Here is a 19,705-nt window from a genome sequence, read left to right as displayed (position 1 = left end):
CCTTCAAGCTGCAGCGCCCTCACGGGCGCCGATTGAGCGGCACTGCTCCACCACTTCGCGGGTGTTAGCGGAGAGTTCGGCCGCAGCCAGCTGCTCCAGGGCCTCGCGCATGCGCGCAGCCCGGGCCGGTCCATAGCTCTGCCAGCGGCTGAACAGCTTGGCCAGCCGCGACGCCGTGATCGGGTTGCGGCGGTCGAGCGCCACGATCTGTTCGGCCATGAACCGGTAGCCCGTGCCGTCAGCCGCATGAAACACCGGCGTATTGGCGGAAAAGCCCCCCAGCACCGCGCGGATCGCGTTGGGAGCGGCTGGATCGAAGCGCGGATGGGCCAGCAGAGCAGCGACCCGCTCCAGCCCATCAGCAAAGGGGGCGCTGGCCTCCAGGGCGAACCAGGCATCAAGAATCACCGGCTTCTCCTGCCAGCGTTGATAGAACGCCTCCACCGCCCGGCGGCGCTGCTCACAGGAATGGACCTGCAGGGCCCGCAGCCCGGCGCGGGCGAGCGTCATCGAGGGTCCGTCCACTGCAGCGGCAGCCGCCTCGCGCACGGCCTCATCGCCGGCTGCCGCCCGCCAGCTCCAGATCGTGGCGGTCAGGCGGCGCTCACCTTGCCCTTGCGGCCAGGGCCGCTCCCACTGGGGGCGGCAAGCGGCGAGCGCATCCTGCAGCGGGGTTTCCAGGGCTTCGCCGAAGGCGCGCTCGAGGGCCAGAAAGGCCGCAAACAGCGCTGGAGGATTCGGCTGAGGGGCCAGATCCTCCAGTTCGGCCATGCCGGGAAGCGCCAGCAAGGCGCTGCGGCTGGCGGCCGGCAAGCTGGTGTCGGCGAGGATCGCGGCGAAGGCAGCAATCAGCCCGCCCTCCAGCTCCTGGTCGCTGCGACCGGCGGCCCGTGCCAGCACCGCCTGCCGCAGCAGAGTCTGGCCCGCATCCCAGCGGGCGAAGGGGTCGCTGTCGCAGGCGAACAGCTGCAGCAGCTCCGCATTCGGCCGGGCAAGCTCAAGCCGCACGGGTGCCGAGAAGCCCCGCAGCACCGATAAAGCCGGCGGGGTCGGGCCCGGGGGCAACCCCTCGAAGCGCAGTTGCCGCTCCGCGGCCTCCAGCACGACGGGCGAACGGCCGGCCTGGGGCAGCACCTGGCCTTCTTCGCCCACAAGGGCGAGGGCAAGGGGAATCACCAGCGGCTGCTTGTGCGGCTGGCCGGGGGTGGCGGGGGTGTGCTGGCGCAGCGTCAGGGCAAGCGCTCCGGTGGCGCCATCCCACTGGCGCTCGATCGACACCACGGGGGTGCCCGCCTGGTGGTACCAACGGCTGAACTGCTTGAAGCTGAAGCGCAACGGCGAGGAATCGTCACGCTGCCCATTGCCGCTCTGCCCGGCGGGGGCGGCAGAGGCTTCCGCTGCGGCGTCCTGCATGGCCTGCAGGAAATCGGCCGTGGTGGCGGCGGTGCCGTCATGGCGCTGCACGTAGAGCGCCATGCCGCGCATGAAGGTGGCAGGGCCCAACAAGGTGTGCAGCATGCGAATCACTTCCGCACCTTTCTCGTAGATGGTGGTGGTGTAGAAGTTGTCAATCGCTTGGTAGTGATCCGGCTGAATCGGGTGGGCAGTGGGGCCAGCATCTTCGCGAAACTGGGTATTGCGCAGCATCGCCACATCTTCGATGCGCTTGAGATCGGCGCCGTGCAGATCGGCAGTGAAGCATTGATCGCGAAACACCGTGAGCCCTTCTTTGAGGGAAAGCTGGAACCAGTCACGGCAGGTGATGCGATTGCCCGTCCAGTTGTGGAAGTATTCGTGGGCGATCACGCTTTCGATGCGTTCGAGCTCACCATCGGTGGCGGTTTCGGCATCTGCGAGCACCAGCTTGGAGTTGAAGATGTTCAGGCTCTTGTTCTCCATGGCGCCCATGTTGAAATGGCGCACAGCCACGATGTTGTATTCATCGAGGTCGTATTCGAGCCCGTACACCTGCTCATCCCAGGCCATCGACCGCTGCAGCGAGGCCATCGCATGGGCGGTGTAGGGGGCATCGCCCGGCTCCACATGCAGGCGCAGCTGCACCGTCCGGCCGCTGGCGGTGGTGAAGCTGCCGCGCACCTCCTCAAGCCGGCCGGCCACCAGCGCAAACAGGTAGGAGGGCTTGGGGAAGGGATCGTCCCAGACCGCAAAGTGGCGGCCATCGGCGAGGGCACCGGCAGCCTGGCAATTGCCGTTGGAGAGCAGCACCGGGTAGCGCTCCTGGTCCGCTTCGATCCGCACCTGGAAGCGGCTGAGCACATCCGGACGGTCGGGGTGGAAGGTGATGCGACGGAAGCCTTCGGCTTCGCACTGGCTTGTCACCATGCCGCCGCTGGCATAGAGCCCTTCCAGGGTGGTGTTCGTATAGGGATCGATCCGCACCCGGCTGGTGAGCACAAACGGCCGCTGGGGCGGCTGGAGCACCACCAGAAGCCCCTCCTCCTGGTGGGTGGCGGTGGGCGGAAGCGGCTCCCCGTCGATGGCGAGGGCTTCGAGCTCCAGCCCCACCCCCCGCAGCTCCAGGGGTGGACCGGCCTGGGCGTCTGTCGCTGCAGGCGCCGCCGCCCCTGGAGAGGATGCCCCCGCCACAGGAAGGAACGAAAGGGTCGCCTCCACCACGCCGTGGTCGGAGAAGAGGCGCACGGTCAGGTCCGTGCGCTCCAGCGCGTAGGGGTAGGGCCGGTAATCGGCCAGGCGCACGTCACGCATCGACCCAGGGGAGAACAACCCTCCGATCCTGAAGGCTGCCGGGCAGCGCCGCGATCACCAAGGCAGCGGACCGCGTCCCTGGCCGGCGTTGCAGCCCACCTGGGAGCCCAGCAGCGCACCGAGCGGGACCGCCCAGGTGCGGCCCTGGTCGCGGGAGGCGGCGTAGCCGATGCCACCACCGATCACGCCGCCCACCAGCCGGCCGATCGAGCAGCGCTGTTGCAGCGCTTGCGCTTCTTCGAAGGTCTGAGGTGGATTGAAGCCGTTCACCTGCCCCTGGTAATCCTGATAAGGAGCGGGATAGTTGCGCACAGGAATCACGCCCGACTGCGGAAATTGCTGGACTACGGGCACCTGGCGGTACACCGGCACCTGCTGAACGACCGGCACCTGGCGGTAGACACGCTCCTGGCGATAAACAGGAACCTGGCGGTAGACGGGCACCTGGCGGTACACCGGCTGCTGCTGATACACCTGCACCTGCTGGTAGCCCTGGCCAGGAAACCCGAACGACTGGGCCTGGGCCGCGAGCGGAGTCAGGGAACCGACGCTGAGCAGGCCGGCGGCCAGCAGGGCAGACGATGAAGGGAAGGTCATGACGACGTTGGCGAAGAACACCCCGGAGGGATGCCTTCAGCAAAGCCAGAAGCCCTGAATGAACTGCGACTGACCGGGGGGTCAGCCGCGTCTGGATGCGACCGCCAGTTGAGCGGTTGGCCCAGCCAGCCAGGGAGGCCCTATCTCGGAGCGGCCGGCGCAGGGGCAGCGGGGCCTGGAGCTGGGCTGGCGCCAGCCCCCTGCTTGATTGCCGCTTCCACCCGCTTGACCACATCCGGCGGCACCTGCTTGGGGCAGAGCTCAACGGCACCGATCACGGCCGAGTTCACGGAACCGCGCCGCAGATCTTCAAGGGTGAGGGTCTGATTGCCCACCTGTTGGATCTTGCCGGTGTGCACCCCCTGGAGCACCTGCGCAATGGTTTCACCGGCGATGGCCACGGCCTTGTCGAACTCCACGCCGGCCGCACGGGCAATGCAGACATTGACCGCACCGATCCGCGTGTAGAGCTGCATTTCCGCTTCCGTGGCCGGCGCAGCTTCAGCGGCGGTGGGCAGAAGTGCGAGGGGAAGCAGCAGGAGAGGGACCGCCACGAGGGACCGGCTCCAGCGAGGCAGATGACGCAAAGCGGAGGACGCATGAACCTCCATCGTGCTTCACCAGCCGAGGAACTTCAATCGTCCAGCACCTTTGCATCGCCCACTCTCCGTGCCGGCACGCGTGCCCCCCCTGCCCCTTGTCTCCACAGGGCCTGAAACAGCCCGCGCCCCGCCAGCATGCCCGCAGACCGCCGATCCGGCGCAGCCCCCTGCCATGAACTGCAGTTGAACCCATAAGGTGGCGTCTACGTATTGGACCTGCCAGACGGTGCCTGCTGCGGGGGGGCCTAACCCCACCACCCATCCCCCTGAGGCCTCACCGCCGCCGCGTCGCCCGCTGAAACTGCTGCTGGTGGCGGCGCCGTACCACCTCGCCACCGCCGACCTGCGCGGCGTCATGCAGCTGCTTCAGAGCAGCGACACCGGCTTCGACGTGAATCTGGAGGTGGCCCATCCAGCCGAGCGACCGGAGTTGCTGGAGCTCCACCGCCTGGTGGCCACGCCGGCCTTGGTGAAACTCGAGCCGAAGCCCCGCCAGGTGTTCGCCGGCAACACCGTGCTGCAGCAGCTCAAGGGCTGGTTGCCGCGCTGGCAGCAGCGCGAGGTGGTGAGCGGCCTGGGCATGAGCCTGCGTCCCGCCGAGATGGACGGCAGCCGCACCCAGCGGGAGCTGCAGCTGGAAGATCAGTTGCTGGTGCTGCGCCAGGAGAACGAAACCCTGATCGAGCGGCTGGGCGTGCAGGAGCGCCTGTTGCGCATGGTCGCCCATGAGCTGCGCACGCCACTCACCGCCGCCAAGCTGGCGCTGCAGAGCCTGCAGCTCGGCCACATCGACCCCACCCGCTGCCGCGACGTGCTGGACCGGCGGCTGGACGACATCGAGCACCTCTCCAAAGACCTGCTGGAGGTGGGAACCACCCGCTGGGAAGCCCTGTTCAATCCCCAGCAGCTGGGGTTGGCCTCGGTGGCGGCGGAAGCGATCCTGGAGCTGGAAAAGCTGTGGGTGGGCCGCGACCTCCAGCTGATCACCGACATCCCCGCCGACCTGCCCGCCGTGTTCGCTGACCAGCGGCGCATGCGCCAGGTGCTGCTCAACCTGATCGAGAACGCCCTGAAATTCACGCCCGACGGGGGTCAGGTGCACCTCACGTTGCTGCACCGCACCAACCAGTGGGTGCAGGTGAGCGTGTGCGACACCGGACCGGGCATCCCCCGCCACGAACAGGAGCGGGTGTTCCTGGAGCGGGTGCGCCTGCCCCAGACCTCCGGCACCACCTCAGGCTTCGGGGTGGGTCTTTCCGTGTGCCGGCGGATTGTGGAAGTGCACGATGGACGGATCTGGGTGGTTTCAGAGCCGGGGGAAGGGGCCTGCTTCCATTTCACTGTGCCGGTGTGGAACGGGCAAAACGCCGCCGCCCCTTCTCCTCCTTGACGAAGGGCCACTCCGACCCGTAGCGTCCAATACGTCGGATGGAGAGGCTGAGAACGCCCTTCACCCGTGGCCTCGCCCCCATCGTCTAGAGGCCTAGGACACCTCCCTTTCACGGAGGCGACAGGGGTTCGAATCCCCTTGGGGGTATCGCAGCAACGGTCATATTTCTCTTTGATCCAGTAGTTTTTTTTGATCCATATAGAGTGGGTCGCGTTGTTGTCTTACTTGGTAACGGCATTAACAACCCTGGGTTGAGATCAAATTCAATCCAGGGCTTCAAAGCACTTCCCCCCCCTAGACATGTCTTCTAGTTATAATTTTATTTGCCACAGACTTGGTCGCGAACAAACATTTTTTCTGGCCACCGCCGCCCGGCCATTGCTTTGTCTGACAATGGCTATTCCTGTCTGAAGCGCGCCACTGCGGCTGACCTTTCCCATGTGACCGCGCAACCCGGTGGCGTCTTCCGGTCAGCGGCCCTCTCTGGTGGGCCGCCATCGCCGACAGACACCGGCTGGTGACTTCAAAGGCGGCCTGAGCGCCGCAGCGCCTCCTGTTGCACAGCCCGGAGGTTGGCGGCCAGGTCTTCGCGCAGGCGCTGCTCGATCAGGGCGATCGGCATGCCGGGGCGCCCCTGCACAGTGAGGTCGTAGAGGAGCCGGGAGCCGATCGGATCGGGGCTCACCTGCCAAGCCCCTTCGAAGCGGCGAAAATCGCCCTGGATCATGGCGAAACGGAGCATGCCGTGCTCCCGCACTTCCTGGAGCTCCAGCTCCACACGGGCGGAGAAGCGCAGCCCGCAGAACTGCTGACAACCCACCTGCTCCAGCCCCACCCGGTCGTCACGGCGCCACAACAGCCGGGAGGTGGAGAGGTTGGGGATGAAGCGGCTGAGGTTCTCGTAATCGGTGAGCACCGACCAGATCAAGTCGTCTGCGAGGTCGACCCGCAGCTGAACCGCCAGGCGACGAGCCCCCTGGGGCAGGCGCTCCATCTCCTGTTGGATGGTGTCGAGGGCGCAGGAGTGGTGTGCCGTGGCCAGGCCTGACGGAGTGATGAGCGAACCGGCGGGAGACACCACGTAGAAACACCCCAGTGCCGGGGAACGTAGGGGAGAGGACAACCTTTTGTCGCGCACCAAACCTAGCCTTGATGCCCGGGTGCTGACGTCAGGATCCACGCACGGGCTGGGGAGGCGGTTCTTGCCCCGGAGCGTTGCCTAAGATCTGTCTGCCTTTTTCCGCAGTGAGTCGCTTCATGCGCACCTCGACCGCCGCGCTTCGCCAGTCCGATGCCCGCATGTTCACCCTGGTGGTGGAAGGGCTGCAGGGTCCTGGAGAGCGAACGGCCGAACGTCGCTTCATGGTGCCTCTGTCCCGGATGCAGGCCACGTTGCGCCTGATCAACCAGCAGGGAGGACGACTGATCTCGGTCACCCAAGCCGACCAGGCCCCCGCCCCTTCTCCTGACCCCGGCCCCGCCGACCCGGTCGCCCCCCCCGCCATTGCTCCTGTGACCACCACCGCCGCCAAAGAACCGGGCAAGCACGAGGCCGTGCCCGTGAACCTCTACAAGCCGAAGGATCCCTATGTGGGCACCGTGCTCGGCAACCACTCCCTGCTCACCGAGGGGGCGATCGGCCGGGTGAACCACATCACCTTCGACCTCTCCGAGGGCAACCTCCACTACGTGGAAGGCCAGAGCATCGGCATCATTCCCGATGGCACCGACGCCAACGGCAAGCCGCACAAGCTGCGTCTGTATTCGATCGCCAGCACCCGCCACGGCGACAACCTCGAAGACAAAACCGTTTCGCTCTGTGTCCGCCAACTCCAATACGAGAAGGACGGCGAAACCATCAACGGCGTCTGCTCCACCTTCCTCTGTGACATTGAGCCCGGCGCCAAGGTGCGGATCACGGGCCCGGTGGGCAAGGAGATGCTGCTTCCGCCCGACGAAGACGCCAACGTGATCATGCTGGCCACCGGCACAGGCATCGCGCCGATGCGTGCCTACCTGCGCCGTATGTTCGATCCCGGCGAGCGTGAGCACAACCCCCACTACCAGTTCAAAGGCAAGGCCTGGCTGATCATGGGAGTGCCCACCACGCCCAACCTGCTCTACGAAGACGATCTCCAGAGCTACCTGCACCACTTCCCCGACAACTTCCGCTACACCAAGGCCATCAGCCGCGAGCAGAAGAATCCATCGGGCGGCCGCATGTACATCCAGGACCGGGTGGCGGAACACGGTGAAGAGATCTTCAACATGATCGAAGATCCCAAGACCCACGTGTACATGTGCGGTCTGCGGGGCATGGAACCCGGCATCGACGAAGCCATGAGCAAAGCCGCCGACGCCAAAGGGTTGAACTGGTCTGAGCTGCGCCCTCAACTCAAGAAGGCCGAGCGCTGGCACGTGGAAACCTACTGAGCCCGCGCCCCATCGCACCGCTCAGCCCGCCTTGCCGGCGGGCTTTTTTTTTGCCGAAACCCCCACAAACCACGCTGAGCACTGCTTGGGTGACCGGTTCCCGGCTTTCGTGGTGGGATCCGGCCTGCCCTTCCCCCATGACCGCCGTCCTCACCAATCCGCTCAGGGTCGGGTTGCGCCAGGAGCGGGTGATCCCACCCCAGTGTCTGGTGATCTTCGGCGCCAGTGGCGACCTCACCCACCGCAAGCTGATCCCGGCCCTGTTCGAGCTGTTTCGCCAGCGGCGCCTGCCCAGCGAATTCGCCGTGCTGGGCTGTGCCCGCCGCCCCTGGAGCGACGAGGAGTTCCGCGCCCGCATGGCGGAGGCCCTCTCAGACGAGGTGGCTGACCACGCCAGCGCCTGGGAGCAGTTCAGCAGCGGCCTCTTCTACGAGCCGGTGGACCTGCAGGTGCCTGAGCATCTGGTGCGCCTGGGCCAGCGGCTTGAGGGCATCGACCGGCTGCGGGCCACCCGCTCCAATCGCACCTTCTACCTGTCGGTGTCGCCCACTTTCTATGGCAGCGGCTGCCGCGCCCTCGCCGACGCCGGCCTGCTGAACGACCCGCTGCGCAGCCGGGTGGTGATTGAGAAGCCCTTCGGCCGTGACTACGGCAGCGCCGAGAAGCTCAACCGGATCGTGCAGACCTGCGCCAAGGAAAACCAGGTGTTCCGGATCGACCACTACCTGGGCAAGGAAACGGTCCAGAACATCCTGGTGCTGCGCTTCGCCAACACCATCTTCGAGCCGATCTGGAACCGCAACTTCATCTCCAGCGTGCAGATCACCGCCGCCGAAACCGTGGGGGTGGAGGAGCGGGCCGGCTACTACGAAAGTTCCGGCGCCCTGCGCGACATGGTGCAGAACCACCTCACCCAGATGCTGGCGCTCACCACGATGGAAGCGCCGGGCCGCTTCGACCCGGAAGCGATCCGCAACGAAAAGGCCAAGGTGCTGCAGGCCGCCCGCCTCGCCGATGAGGCCGAGCCCTGGAACTGCTGTGTGCGCGGCCAGTACGGCCCCGGCGGTTCCCGTAGCCGGCCGATCAAGGGGTACCGGGAGGAGCCAGGGGTCAACCCCAACAGCACCACCGAAACCTATGTGGCGATGAAGCTGTTCATCGACAACTGGCGCTGGCAAGGGGTGCCCTTCTACCTCCGCACCGGCAAGCAGCTGCCGAAACGGCTGAGCGAGGTGGTGCTCACCTTCCGTGAGGCGCCGGTGCACCTATTCGATGCCGCTGGCGGCAGCCCCACCGCCAACCAGCTGATCCTGCGCATCCAGCCCAACGAGGGCGCCGAGTTCCGCTTCGAGGTGAAGGCGCCGGGATCGGGCATGCGCAGCCGGCCGGTCGACATGCAGTTCTCCTACGACGAATCGTTCGGGGAACCCTCTGATGAGGGCTACGTGCGCCTGCTCGCCGACGCCATGCTGGGAGATCCCACTCTGTTCACCCGCGGCGATGAAGTGGAAGCGGCCTGGCGGCTCTACACCCCCCTGCTGGAGCTGATCGAGGACAGCCCCTGGCAACTTCCTGTTCAGCCCTATGAGGCCCGCACCTGGGGCCCCGCCGCCGCCGACAGCCTGCTCGCCAGCGACGACCTGATGTGGCGCCGACCCTGAACCGCCCGGTCCCCAACGCACACGCCCGTCGTCCACCCGCCCTGCCCCTTTCCCCATGACTCCCCAACTGACCCTTCAGGCCCCGGTGGAGCTGCCACCCCCCGAGCTCACCAGCTACCTGGAGAAGCTCTGGCAGCACGATCTGGAGCACAGCAGCGGGGCCAGCACCTTCACCCTGCTGGTGTGGCAACCGGCCTGGGTCGAGCAGCATCTGGTGCGGCTGGGCCGATTGGAGGGCCCGGTAACCGGCGTGGTGCGCCCGGAAGTGCTGGAGGCGGCGCGGGAAGCGGTCGACTTCTGCGGCCTTCCCCCCAGTACCTCACCGCTGGCGCCGGAGCTGGCCATGGCGCTGGGCGAGCACACCGGTGTCGATCACGTTGGCGAAGACCTGCGCGGCCAACACGTGGAATCGGCCATCAGCGCCTATCAGCCGCGCCGGCTGATCACCCTGGCGCCCACCCTCAGCAAGAGCGCCGGCCTGGAAACGCTGGTGGCGGCCTACTGCCCGCTCAGCGAGGAAGGCAACAACGGCGCCACCTGCGGAGATGTGGTGGTGCTGAGGGGCGACTTCGACGCCCTGCGCGAGGGCCTGAGCCTGCTCCAGCCCCTGGTGCCCGACGACCTGCCCTGCTGGGTGTGGTGGAACGGATCTCTGGAGGAAGCACCCGATCTGCTGGCGGCCCTCAGCAGCCCGGGGCGTCGGCTGGTGATCGACAGTGCGCTCGGCCCGCCGCGCCGCTGCCTTGATCTGCTGGAGGAGCGCGTCAACAGCAGCACCGCCGTCAACGACCTCAACTGGCTGCGGCTGCGCGGCTGGCGGGAATCACTGGCGATGGTGTTCGATCCCCCCGGCCGGCGGGAATCGCTCAGCCACGTGGTGCATCTCGACATCGACGTGGAGGGCAGCCATCCGGTGCAGGGGCTGCTGCTGGCCGCCTGGATCGCCGACCGGCTCGGCTGGCACTTTGTGACCAGCTACAACATGGACGGCGATGCGATCGGCGCCGACTTTGAGCGCAGCGACGGCACAGAAGTGCGCCTCAAGCTGATGCCGGTGCCGGTGGGGATCCCCAGCAGCCACCCGGGCACGATCGTGGGGCTGCGGCTGATCTGCGAGCCCGATGACCGCCAGCCGCTCTGCGTGATCCTCTGCTCGGAAACCGGCGGCTGCATGCGCCTGGAGGCCGGCGGCGTGGCACGCATGGAGCTGGCGGAAGATGTGGTGCCCAAAGTGCCCGGATCCGATGAGATGGAAATGGGGCGGCTGCTGGGCGGCGGCCACGACTCCACCACTCCCCTGCTGGCCGCCGCGGCCCCGCTGGCGGCCAAGCTGCTGCCCCACTGACGCGGCCTTGAATGCAGTGGCGGAGGCCCGGCACCGATGGCCTGTCTGATTGCGGCCCCCTGCAGCGGCAGCGGTAAAACGCTGCTCACTCTGGCGCTCACCGCGATGCTGCGTCAGCGCGGCCGCAGTGTCCAGACCTTCAAGGTGGGTCCCGACTACCTCGATCCCCAATTGCTTTCCCGGGTGAGCGGCCGGCCGTGCCGCAACCTCGACCGTCTGCTCTGCGGTTCCGGTTGGGTGGAGCGCAGCTTCCACTGGTGGGGCCGTCAGGCCGACCACTGCCTGGTGGAAGGGGTGATGGGCCTGTTCGATGGCCGCGGGCCCGGCGACGAGGGAAGCTCCGCCGAGCTGGCCGCGGCGCTGCAGCTGCCGGTGGTGCTGGTGGTGGAAGCCAGCCGTCAGGCCGGTTCGGTGGCGGCGCTGGTCAACGGCTTCCGGCATCACCGCTCCGACCTCACCATGGCCGGGGTGGTGCTCAACGGCGTCAGCACGGCGCGGCACCAGGCCCTGCTCAGCGAAGCCCTCGCGGCCATCGGCATGCCGGTGCTTGGCATGCTGCCGCGCCATCCGAGCCTGAGCCTGCCGTCCCGGCACCTGGGCCTGCTGCCGGCCCATGAACTGCACGACCTCGAAGCCACCTGCGCAGAGTGGGCAGCGCTGGCTGAGCGACACCTCGATCTCGAGCGGCTGCTGCCCCTGCTGGCGCCCCCCTCTTCTGCACCCTCCGGCTCACCAGCCAGCTCCTCCGGCGGCGATCCGATCCGCTGGGCGCTCGGGCTTGAAGGCGAAGCTGCAGTGCCCGAGCCCGTGACCCTGGCCATCGCCGCCGATGCCGCCTTCCACTTCCGCTATCCGGAAGCCACCGAACTGCTCGAGGCGATGGGGGTAGAGCTGCGGCCTTGGCAGCCTTTGGCAGACGCACCGCTGCCGCCGGATTGCCAGGGAGTGATCCTGCCGGGCGGGTACCCGGAGCTGCATGCGCCGGAGCTGGCAGCCGCCCGGCGCAGCCTGGCCGACCTGCGGCGTGCCGCAGCCGCCGGCCTGCCGATCTATGCCGAATGCGGCGGCCTGCTGCTGCTGGGGCAGGCGCTGGAGGATCCGCAGGGCCAGGCCTACCCGATGGCCGGGCTGCTGCCGTTCACGGCCCGGCGCGGAGCCCTCCAGCTGGGCTACCGCCAGGCCACCCCCAGCCACGACGGGCTGGTGGCACGCTGCGGCGAACCTGTCTGCGGCCATGAATTCCACCGCTGGGAGCTGCACCCCACCCCCACTGCGCCTACTGCGCTCAATGCAGCCTCCGCGCTCAATCCAGCCATTGCGCCCGGTGCGGCTTCCTGTATGTCGGCCAGCAACGGCGTGATGGACGGAATCCAGCAGCTATGGCAACTTGAGGGATGGGGTTGCCCACCGCGGAGCGAAGGATGGACGACGCGCACGCTTCACGCCACCTGGCTTCACCTCCACTGGGCTGGGTGTTCGGCGATCTGCCGGCGCCTCCACGCCGCAGCCCGGCAGACAGCTCCATTCGCCGTGGCAGCGGCAGCCGCCGTAGCGCCGGCTCCCTGGCGTCACGGGAGCGCTGGCAGCTGATCGTGCGCGGCCACGTGCAGGGCGTGGGCTACCGCCAGGCCTGCTGCCGTGCCGCCACCGCGCTCGGGGTGGCGGGATGGGTACGCAATCGCAGCGATGGGTCGGTGGAGGTGCAGGCGGAAGGCCAGAACCAGCAACTCCTCGACCTGCGCCTCTGGTGCGAGTCAGGGCCGGCCGGGGCGCTGGTGAGTGAGGTGATCCCCAGCCTGATGCCGATCGCCGGCGACGACTGGTTCGAGATCCGCCGCTGAGCGCGGCGCGTGCGTCATCCTGGCCGGGACGCACACCGCGCCCTGGCGCCTCGATGCACAACCCCACGCTCTGGACCGAACTGATCGCCTACGGCAGCGGCATCAGCCTCAGCCCGATCCATGTGGGCCTGCTGCTGCTGTTGCTGCTCGGTGAGCATCCCTTGCGGCGCGGCGGCCTGTTCGTGCTCAGCTGGGTCGTCACCATCGCCGCGATGGTGGCCGTGCTGCTCACCCTCGGGCACGGTCTGCTGCTCACCATGGAGCAGGGCAGCAGCCACCGCACGGGATTGGATCTGATGGGGGCCGGAGCCCTGCTCACCCTGGGGGTGCGGGAGCTGCTGCCCGCCAGCCGCGGCGATGGTCCGGCGGAAGCTCCGGGCTGGACCCGCCAGCTCGACCGCTTCTGCCGCCTCCCCCTGCCGCTGCTGATCGGCGCCGGGGCCGCGCTGGAGGTGGTCAGCCCGGACGACCTGTTTCTGATGGCCAAGGGGGCGTCGGCGCTGCTGGAGGCCCAGCTGGGCCGCGGCCAGGAGCTGCTGATGGCCGCGGCCTTCACCCTGGCGTCCAGCGTGTTGCTGCTGGTGCCGTTCCTGGCGGTGGCCCTGGCCCGTGATCGCGTGTTGCCACTGCTGGAGAGCGCCAAGCGGTTGCTGTTCGCCCGGGGGGATCTGGTGGTGGGCGGCCTCAGCCTGGCGCTGGCGGCCTACCTGGCCTGGCAGGGCATCGAAGGCCTGCGGATGGTCTGAGCCCGCCAGGCGCAGGGCTCAGGCTTCGCCATCTGCCAGCCAGCGGCTCCAGCAGTCGCGATCCGCACTGGAGCCCGCCCCGGCCACCATCCACACGGCTGTGCGTGCCCGGCTGACCGCCACATACACCAGCTGCCGGCGCAGCTGCCGGTCGGAGGGCCAGAACACATCGTCAGCGATGAACACCTCACCGAAGCTGCTGCCCTGGCTGCGGTGCACCGTGAGCACGGCCGCCGGCGCCAGGGAGGCGAAGGCATCCCGCACCAGAAAGTAGCGGCGCCAGAGGGGGCGGGCGTCCTTCTTGCCCAGCGCCCTGGCCTGCAGCCGCAGCTGCGCCAACACCCCTTCCAGCTGCCGCCGGGCCGGTGTGCCGGCCGGCGGCAGCAACCGCAGCGACAGGTCCCCGTCCGGCTGCTGCACGGTCACCAGTTGGGTGTCAATCACCGGCGCGACCAGCCCATCGAACAGCTCCAGCACATCGCGACCCGCCAGGCCGAATTCCGCCAGATCGCAGCGCTCGGGCTTCACATCCCGCACCACCAGCTCTCGGTTCGAAGCCAGCACCATGTCCGGTTCCTCACCCCCCTCCGCCCCCTCCCGGCAGGCGGGGGCCATCACCGCCATGCGCGTGATCAACACCTCACCGGGCAACACCGGCAGCTGGTCGGCCATCTCGCCGTGGATGGCGCGCCGGGCGAGAGGCACCAGCTGCTCAAGGCTGCGGTTCGTGTAGCAGAGGATGCGGGCCTGGTCGGGGTTGTCCCCCTCGGCGGCGCGGCGCAGGGCCTGCTGGGCCGCCGCCAGCCAGGCGGAGCGCTCCAGCAGGGCCACCATGCCGTCGGCACGCCGGATGGCCGGCAACTGGGGCGGCAACCGGCAGGGCAGCCGCTCCTCCCGCAGGCCGGTGGCCAGGCGCAGCACCGGGCCCTGGTGGCGCACCACCTGCTCGAGCCGGGCCAGCTCCGCCCGCTGCAGATCGAACACCGGGCTGAGCGGCTCCCCCACGGGCGGCAGCTGGGCGGGGTCACCCACGAACACCAGCCGGGTGCCGTAGGGATGGGCGCAGCGCAGGGCGATCTGCAGCAGGGTGCTGTCCACCATTGAGGCCTCGTCGATCAGCACCAGGGCCAGCGGCTCCAGCGCCACCGCCGTCTGCTCGGTTTCCTCGCAGATTTCGCGGCCGCCATCGCGGCGCAGCTTCAGCCGCAGCAGCCGGTGCAGGGTGGAGGGAAACCAGGTGGGCCGCAGGCCGCTGAGCTCCAGGTAGTGGCGCAGCACACCCACCGCCTTGTGGGTGGGGGCCACCACGGTCCAGCAGAGATCCCGCCGCTCCACCTCCGCCAGAAAGGCCATCGAGAGGTACGTCTTGCCGGTGCCGGCATAGCCGCTCAGCACGAAAGGCCGACCGTCGGCCGGGGCCTCCAGCCAGGCCACGAACGCCTTGACCGCCTGGCGCTGACCTGGCGTGAAGGCTTGGGGATCAGCGGAAGGAAGGCTCAAGCCAGCGGCAACCAGCCCCAGCTCTGGGCGATCTGCAGCGGCGAACCCGCAACAGCCAGACCAGTGAGGGCGATGGCCGGACCGAGCAGGCTGCCGGCGAGCACCTCCAGGCGCGTGTGGCCGAGATTTTCCTTCAGCGGCTTGGCTGGCGCAGTGTTCTGCCAGGTGGCGGGCGGCAGGGCATTGATCGCACCGGCCTGGAGCCCGGCGGCCCGGCGCACGCCGCTGGCGTCGTACATCACCACAAAGGCGATCGTGGCGGCAAAAGCGAACAACGGATCATCGAAACCCTGCTGCCAGCCGATGCCTGCCGCCGCACCCGTGACCAGGGCGGCGTGGCTCGAGGGCATGCCACCGGTTTCAAACAGCACCGCCGGGCGCCAGCGCCGGTGCTCCACCAGTTCGATCAGCAACTTCGAGAATTGCGCCAGACCGCAGGCGATCAGCGCCCAGGCGAGCACACCATTGCCGAGCAATTGAAACAGGGGAGGAGTTCCGGAGAGGACAGCGATCATCGATCGCGACTGGTGATGTAGTCGGCCAGGGCCACCAGCGGGCCGGCCTGGGCCAACCAGGGCTGAAGCGCCTCCTTGGACTCTCGCACCAGCGCATCGGCGCGGCGACGCGATTCCTCCAGCCCCAGCAGCTTTGGATAGGTGGTCTTGTCGGCGGCCAGATCCTTGCCGGCCGTCTTGCCCAGCACCGCGCTGCTGGCGGTGAGATCCAGGATGTCGTCAATGATCTGGAAGGCCAGGCCGATGCCGCGGGAGTAGGTGCGCAGGGCGGCCAGCAGGTCGTCTTGCGCGCCGGCGATCAGGGCACCGGTGAGCACACTGGCCTGCAGCAGGGCGCCGGTCTTGTGCAGGTGGATGTATTCGAGCGTGTCGAGATCAACCTGGCGGCCCTCGGATTCCAGATCCACCACCTGGCCGCCCACCAGCCCCGGCGCGCCGGCCGCCAGCGACAGTTCACCCAGTACGCGCAGCAGCCGTTCCGGTGCCACGCCCGGGCTGCGCAGCGCCACCATTTCGAAGGCGCGGGTCAGCAGGGCGTCGCCGGCAAGGATGGCGTTGGCCTCGCCGAACACCTTGTGGTTGGTGGGGCGTCCACGGCGCAGGTCGTCGTTGTCCATGGCGGGCAGGTCGTCATGGATCAGCGACATGGTGTGGATCATCTCCAGCGCCACCGCTGTTGGCAGCGCCAGGGCGCTGGTGCCACCCGCCAGTTCGCAGCTCGCCAGGCAGAGGATCGGCCGCAGCCGCTTGCCCCCCGCCAGCAGGGAATAGCGCATCGCCTCCCGCAACGATTCGGGCCGCTCCGGACCGAGGGCGGCATCAAGGGCCAACTCCACCCGCTGGCGGGACGCCTCGAGGTAGGCCGCGAAATCGAACTCCGTGCTCACCGCCACGGCCATGGATACCAGCGCACTGAGGCGGATTCTCTCAGGCCATGGCGCCGGCGGGCCTCTAAGGCAACAGATCGGCGAGCGGATCTGCCGCCGCAGGCTCACCGCCAGCGCCGGCAACCGGTGGAGCGAAGGCCGCCCGCCAGCTGGCCACCGTGTTCACCAACAGCATCGTCACGGTCATGGGGCCCACGCCGCCGGGCACCGGCGTGATCGCCGCCACCAGCGGCTCCACCTCTTCGAAGCGCACATCGCCGCAGAGCCCGCCGCGGCCGCTGGGCCCGTCGGCTGCTGATGGCGGCAACCGGTGGATGCCCACATCCACCACCACCGCTCCGGGTTTCACGTGCTCGGCGCCGATCAGCCGCGGCCGACCGGCCGCCACCACCAGCACGTCCGCCTCGCGGCACAGCGCCGCCAGATCGCGGCTGCGGGAGTGGGCCACGGTAACGGTGGCATTGGCGGCCTGCAGCATCAGCGCCATCGGCTGTCCCACCAGGATGCTGCGCCCCACCACCACGGCGCGGGCCCCCTCCAGCGGCACGCGCGCGCGCGCCAGCAGGGCCATCACGCCCGCGGGGGTGCAGCTGCGCGGTCCAGGTTCCCCCTTCAGCAGGCGGCCAAGATTGCAGGGGTGCAGGCCATCAGCATCCTTGCCCGGGTCGATCGCATTGAGGAGCGGGCCTTCCGCCAGCCCCGCCGGCAGGGGCAACTGCAGCAGGATCCCGTCCACGGCGGGATCGGCATTGAGGCGTTGGATCTCGGCGAGCACCGTGGCGGCGCTGCTGCCGGCCGGCAGGTGGGCGCCGTGGCTGGCGATGCCCACCCGGGCCGAGGCCTTCTCCTTGTTGGCCACGTAGACACCACTGGCCGGGTCATCACCGACGCGCAGCACGGCCAGTCCTGGCGGGCGTCCGGCCCGCTCCAGGCCTGCAGCCACCACCTGCTGGAGCCGGTCTTCCACGTCTTTTGCCAGTAGACGCCCATCAAGGAGCTCCGCCATGGCCACCATTAACGCTTCAAGGCCCAGCATGCCGCCAGACCGCGATTGACGTTCTCGCTAGCTTGACCATTCCGGTGGTGAAGAGTGTGCTGCTGCGTCGGCGCATCCAGAGGCTCTGGCAGCGATGGCTCCGGCAGGAATCGCCCTGCCAGGCGCTCTGCCCGTGGCGCCGCCGCGACTGGCTGGCCGTGGCTCTGGTGTGCGTGCTTGTGGCGGGGCTATCGAGCTGGCCCTGGCTGGTGGAGCCCAGTCTGAGGCCGGGAATCCCGGCCCCGCAGAGCACCCGGGCGCCGGAGGCCGCCACCGTGGTGGACAGCGACGCCCTGGAGCAGCGGCGCTTCCAACTGGGCAGCCGCACCCACGTGCAGGTGGTGGATGCGCAGGCCGACCAGGAGCTTCAGCAACGCCTGGAGCGGAAACTGCGGGAGCTGGAGCTGGTGGCGGCTTCGCCCCAGAACCGGGTCGGGCCGCTCAATTTGAACCCGGTGGAGCAGGCCTGGCTGGTCAACCTCACACCCCAGCAGCTGGCGCAGTGGCAGCAGGCGCTGCGGGTGGCTCAGCGCCGCATGCTCAGCCAGGGCATCGTCAGCAGCATTGCCAAAAGCCAGCTACAGGCCGCCGCCGCCCTGCAGCTCGCGCCGCTGGCGGAACCTGGCCTGGGCCTGGGCAGCCGGCTGCTGGCGGTGAATCTGCAGGGCCGCTCCAACCTGCGCACCGATGCCGGTCTCACCCAGGGATTGATCGAGGAACTGCTGACCCAGCAGGGCATTCCGCGCATCACCGTGGAGAAGGGAGAACTGATCACCCGCCAGGGGGAACCGATCAGCCCCCAGGCCTACGACGTGCTCGATTACTTCGGCATGGTGAACCGGCGGCCCCTGCTGCGGGCCTGGCTGGGCCATGCCGCCGAGGCCTTCGCCGGCAGCGCGCTCATGGTGCTGCTGCTGCGGCGCTGGCGGGCGAGCCTGGAGCCCCGCCATGCCCTGCTGGCCCTGGGAACCCTGCTGGTGGTGCAGGGCTGCAAGCTGTGGCTCGGCAATACCGCCAGCCCACTGGCGCTGCTGGTGCCCCCGACGCTGCTGCTGGCCCAGGGCCTGGGCACGGGGGCGGGCCTGGCCTGGCTGGCAGTGGCCAGCCTGTTGTGGCCCCAACCCCTCGACGGCTTCAACGAGCAGCGGCTGCTGGTGGCTGCCTTGGTGGCTGTGGTGGCAGCTGTGCTGGCAGGCCGCCAGCGCAGCCGCGCCCAGCTGGTGCAGCTGGCGCTGGTGCTGCCGCTCGGGGCGTTGGTCTTGCAGTGGCTGGTGCTGCAGGTGTCTTACAAGCTGCCCGGCGCCATGCGGGTGACACCGAGCGGCAGTGAGCTGGCCGGAGAGGCGCTGCTGATGGGCGGCCTGTTGATGGGCGGCCTGCTGCTGGGGCCACTGGTGGAAAGCTTCTTCGGCCTGCTCACCCGTGCCCGGCTGCTGGAGCTGGCCGACCTGGAACGGCCCCTGTTGCGGCGGCTGTCGATGGAAGCACCGGGCACCTTCGAGCACACCTTGATGATCTGCGGGCTGGCCGAGGAAGGCGCCCGGGCGATCCAGGCGGACGTCGACCTGATCCGCACCGGCGCCATGTATCACGACGTCGGCAAGTTGCATGCACCGCAGTGGTTCATCGAGAACCAATCGGAGGGCACCAACCCCCACGAAATCCTTAACGACCCCTTTGCCAGCGCCGCGATCCTGCAGGCCCATGTGGACGAGGGGCTCAAGCTGGCCCGCAAATACCGGCTGCCGCGGCCGCTGGCCGATTTCATCCCCGAACATCAGGGGACTTTGAAGATGGGCTACTTCTTCTATCAGGCCCGGGAGCGGGATCCCGACGTGCCCGAGCAGCGCTTCCGCTACCAAGGGCCCACACCCCAGAGCCGCGAAACGGGGATTCTCATGCTGGCCGATGGTTGCGAGGCCGCCCTTCGCTCGCTTCCTCCCGGCACGTCCGAGCAGGAAGCCTCCGCCATGGTGCGCCGGATCATCGAAGCGCGCCACAGCGATGGCCAGCTCAAGGACAGTGGCCTGAGCCGGGGTGAGCTGGAGCTGGTGATCAGGGCGTTCGTGCGGGTGTGGAAGCGGATGCGTCACCGACGAATTCCTTACCCGATCCCCGCCCGGAAGGCTTACAGCGCCTGAGGGACTGGAGCTTGCGTTCCAGCACCACCGAAGCCGGCAACAGGGTGATGGCATTGGCGGCGATCAGCGGTCCGTCGCGGGTGATCAGGCCGTAGAGCAACCAACAGCAGATCCCTGCGGTGAACAGCGTGTACATCCGCAGGGAGATGCCACTGGTGTCGCCACTGCGCAGGGTCTTGATCGCCTGGGGGAAAAAACTCAAGGTGGTGAGCGCCGCCGCGCCGTACCCCAGCAAGGTGGTGGAGGTGGTGGTCATCAGAGCGGGCTGGAGCAACTGCCTCAGC

At 68.4% G+C, this 19,705-nt stretch carries 17 protein-coding genes and 1 tRNA gene; 9 read left to right on the top strand and 9 right to left on the bottom strand.

Annotated elements, in window-relative coordinates; genetic code table 11:
• Positions 1–3: 3 nt before the first annotated feature.
• The 3 genes from pepN to KBY97_RS05695 form a co-directional block, all read right to left on the bottom strand.
• Positions 4–2,727 (bottom strand): aminopeptidase N, encoded by a 2,724-nt coding sequence (gene pepN, locus KBY97_RS05705; protein WP_255145700.1) that lies wholly within the window; start codon positions 2,725–2,727, stop codon positions 4–6.
• 54 nt (positions 2,728–2,781) lie between these two features.
• On the bottom strand, positions 2,782–3,324 hold the full coding sequence (locus tag KBY97_RS05700; RefSeq protein ID WP_255145699.1) for a hypothetical protein: 543 nt from the start codon (positions 3,322–3,324) through the stop codon (positions 2,782–2,784).
• Between the two features lie 140 nt (positions 3,325–3,464).
• Complete coding sequence (locus KBY97_RS05695; RefSeq protein ID WP_255145698.1) at positions 3,465–3,878, bottom strand: cAMP phosphodiesterase; 414 nt, start codon at positions 3,876–3,878, stop codon at positions 3,465–3,467.
• A 244-nt stretch (positions 3,879–4,122) separates the two neighbouring features.
• Between KBY97_RS05695 and KBY97_RS05690 the strand changes: the two genes are divergently transcribed.
• Together KBY97_RS05690 and KBY97_RS05685 are read left to right on the top strand one after the other, a co-directional pair.
• The gene (locus KBY97_RS05690; RefSeq protein ID WP_255145697.1) at positions 4,123–5,316 is read left to right on the top strand and encodes a histidine kinase; all 1,194 of its coding nucleotides are present in this window, start codon (positions 4,123–4,125) and stop codon (positions 5,314–5,316) included.
• Between the two features lie 74 nt (positions 5,317–5,390).
• A tRNA-Glu gene (locus KBY97_RS05685) sits at positions 5,391–5,463 on the top strand.
• A 376-nt stretch (positions 5,464–5,839) separates the two neighbouring features.
• Here the strand turns inward: KBY97_RS05685 and KBY97_RS05680 are convergent.
• The gene (locus KBY97_RS05680) at positions 5,840–6,310 is read right to left on the bottom strand and encodes an SRPBCC family protein (RefSeq protein ID WP_255145738.1); all 471 of its coding nucleotides are present in this window, start codon (positions 6,308–6,310) and stop codon (positions 5,840–5,842) included.
• Positions 6,311–6,573: 263 nt separating this feature from the next.
• On the opposite strand from KBY97_RS05680, the gene petH reads away from it, so the two are divergent.
• From petH to KBY97_RS05650, 6 genes are all read left to right on the top strand, one after another.
• Positions 6,574–7,749 carry a ferredoxin--NADP reductase gene (gene petH / locus KBY97_RS05675; protein ID WP_255145696.1) on the top strand — a complete coding sequence of 392 codons (1,176 nt, stop codon included), beginning with the start codon at positions 6,574–6,576 and terminating at the stop codon, positions 7,747–7,749.
• 137 nt (positions 7,750–7,886) lie between these two features.
• A complete protein-coding gene (gene zwf / locus KBY97_RS05670) occupies positions 7,887–9,410 on the top strand; it encodes a glucose-6-phosphate dehydrogenase (RefSeq protein ID WP_255145695.1) in 1,524 nt (507 codons plus the stop codon).
• A 55-nt stretch (positions 9,411–9,465) separates the two neighbouring features.
• Positions 9,466–10,755, top strand: coding sequence for a glucose-6-phosphate dehydrogenase assembly protein OpcA (locus KBY97_RS05665; protein WP_255145694.1), 1,290 nt, complete (start codon positions 9,466–9,468; stop codon positions 10,753–10,755).
• 36 nt (positions 10,756–10,791) lie between these two features.
• The gene (locus KBY97_RS05660; RefSeq protein WP_255145693.1) at positions 10,792–12,345 is read left to right on the top strand and encodes a cobyrinate a,c-diamide synthase; all 1,554 of its coding nucleotides are present in this window, start codon (positions 10,792–10,794) and stop codon (positions 12,343–12,345) included.
• Positions 12,346–12,347: 2 nt separating this feature from the next.
• Positions 12,348–12,596 (top strand): acylphosphatase, encoded by a 249-nt coding sequence (locus KBY97_RS05655; protein WP_255145692.1) that lies wholly within the window; start codon positions 12,348–12,350, stop codon positions 12,594–12,596.
• A gap of 53 nt (positions 12,597–12,649) precedes the next feature.
• Positions 12,650–13,342, top strand: coding sequence for a GAP family protein (locus tag KBY97_RS05650; RefSeq protein ID WP_255145691.1), 693 nt, complete (start codon positions 12,650–12,652; stop codon positions 13,340–13,342).
• A gap of 18 nt (positions 13,343–13,360) precedes the next feature.
• Here KBY97_RS05650 and KBY97_RS05645 read toward each other — a convergent pair whose 3' ends face one another.
• From KBY97_RS05645 to folD, 4 genes are read right to left on the bottom strand one after another with little or no spacing between them, the layout of a single operon-like run.
• Positions 13,361–14,842 (bottom strand): AAA family ATPase, encoded by a 1,482-nt coding sequence (locus KBY97_RS05645; protein WP_255145690.1) that lies wholly within the window; start codon positions 14,840–14,842, stop codon positions 13,361–13,363.
• Positions 14,839–15,357 carry a divergent PAP2 family protein gene (locus tag KBY97_RS05640; RefSeq protein WP_255145689.1) on the bottom strand — a complete coding sequence of 173 codons (519 nt, stop codon included), beginning with the start codon at positions 15,355–15,357 and terminating at the stop codon, positions 14,839–14,841. Before KBY97_RS05640 ends, KBY97_RS05645 begins: the two co-directional genes overlap by 4 nt.
• Entirely contained in the window at positions 15,354–16,256 is a 903-nt protein-coding gene (gene crtE / locus KBY97_RS05635; protein ID WP_255145688.1) for a geranylgeranyl diphosphate synthase CrtE, read from the bottom strand. The genes KBY97_RS05640 and crtE overlap by 4 nt, the downstream gene beginning before the upstream one ends.
• Positions 16,257–16,308: 52 nt before the next feature.
• Positions 16,309–17,250: a bifunctional methylenetetrahydrofolate dehydrogenase/methenyltetrahydrofolate cyclohydrolase FolD gene (gene folD / locus KBY97_RS05630; protein WP_255145687.1), complete on the bottom strand. Its 942-nt coding sequence runs from the start codon at positions 17,248–17,250 to the stop codon at positions 16,309–16,311.
• A 62-nt stretch (positions 17,251–17,312) separates the two neighbouring features.
• Between folD and KBY97_RS05625 the strand changes: the two genes are divergently transcribed.
• Entirely contained in the window at positions 17,313–19,421 is a 2,109-nt protein-coding gene (locus tag KBY97_RS05625) for an HDIG domain-containing metalloprotein (RefSeq protein WP_255145686.1), read from the top strand.
• Here the strand turns inward: KBY97_RS05625 and KBY97_RS05620 are convergent.
• A complete protein-coding gene (locus KBY97_RS05620) occupies positions 19,336–19,677 on the bottom strand; it encodes a SemiSWEET family sugar transporter (protein ID WP_255145685.1) in 342 nt (113 codons plus the stop codon). The two genes, KBY97_RS05625 and KBY97_RS05620, sit on opposite strands and share 86 nt — an antisense overlap.
• Positions 19,678–19,705: the final 28 nt, after the last annotated feature.

This window comes from Synechococcus sp. ATX 2A4 (genome assembly GCF_024346375.1).
Classification (GTDB): domain Bacteria; phylum Cyanobacteriota; class Cyanobacteriia; order PCC-6307; family Cyanobiaceae; genus MW101C3.
Note: the sequence above shows the minus strand (reverse complement) of the source record. Positions and strands in the feature narration are given on the sequence as shown.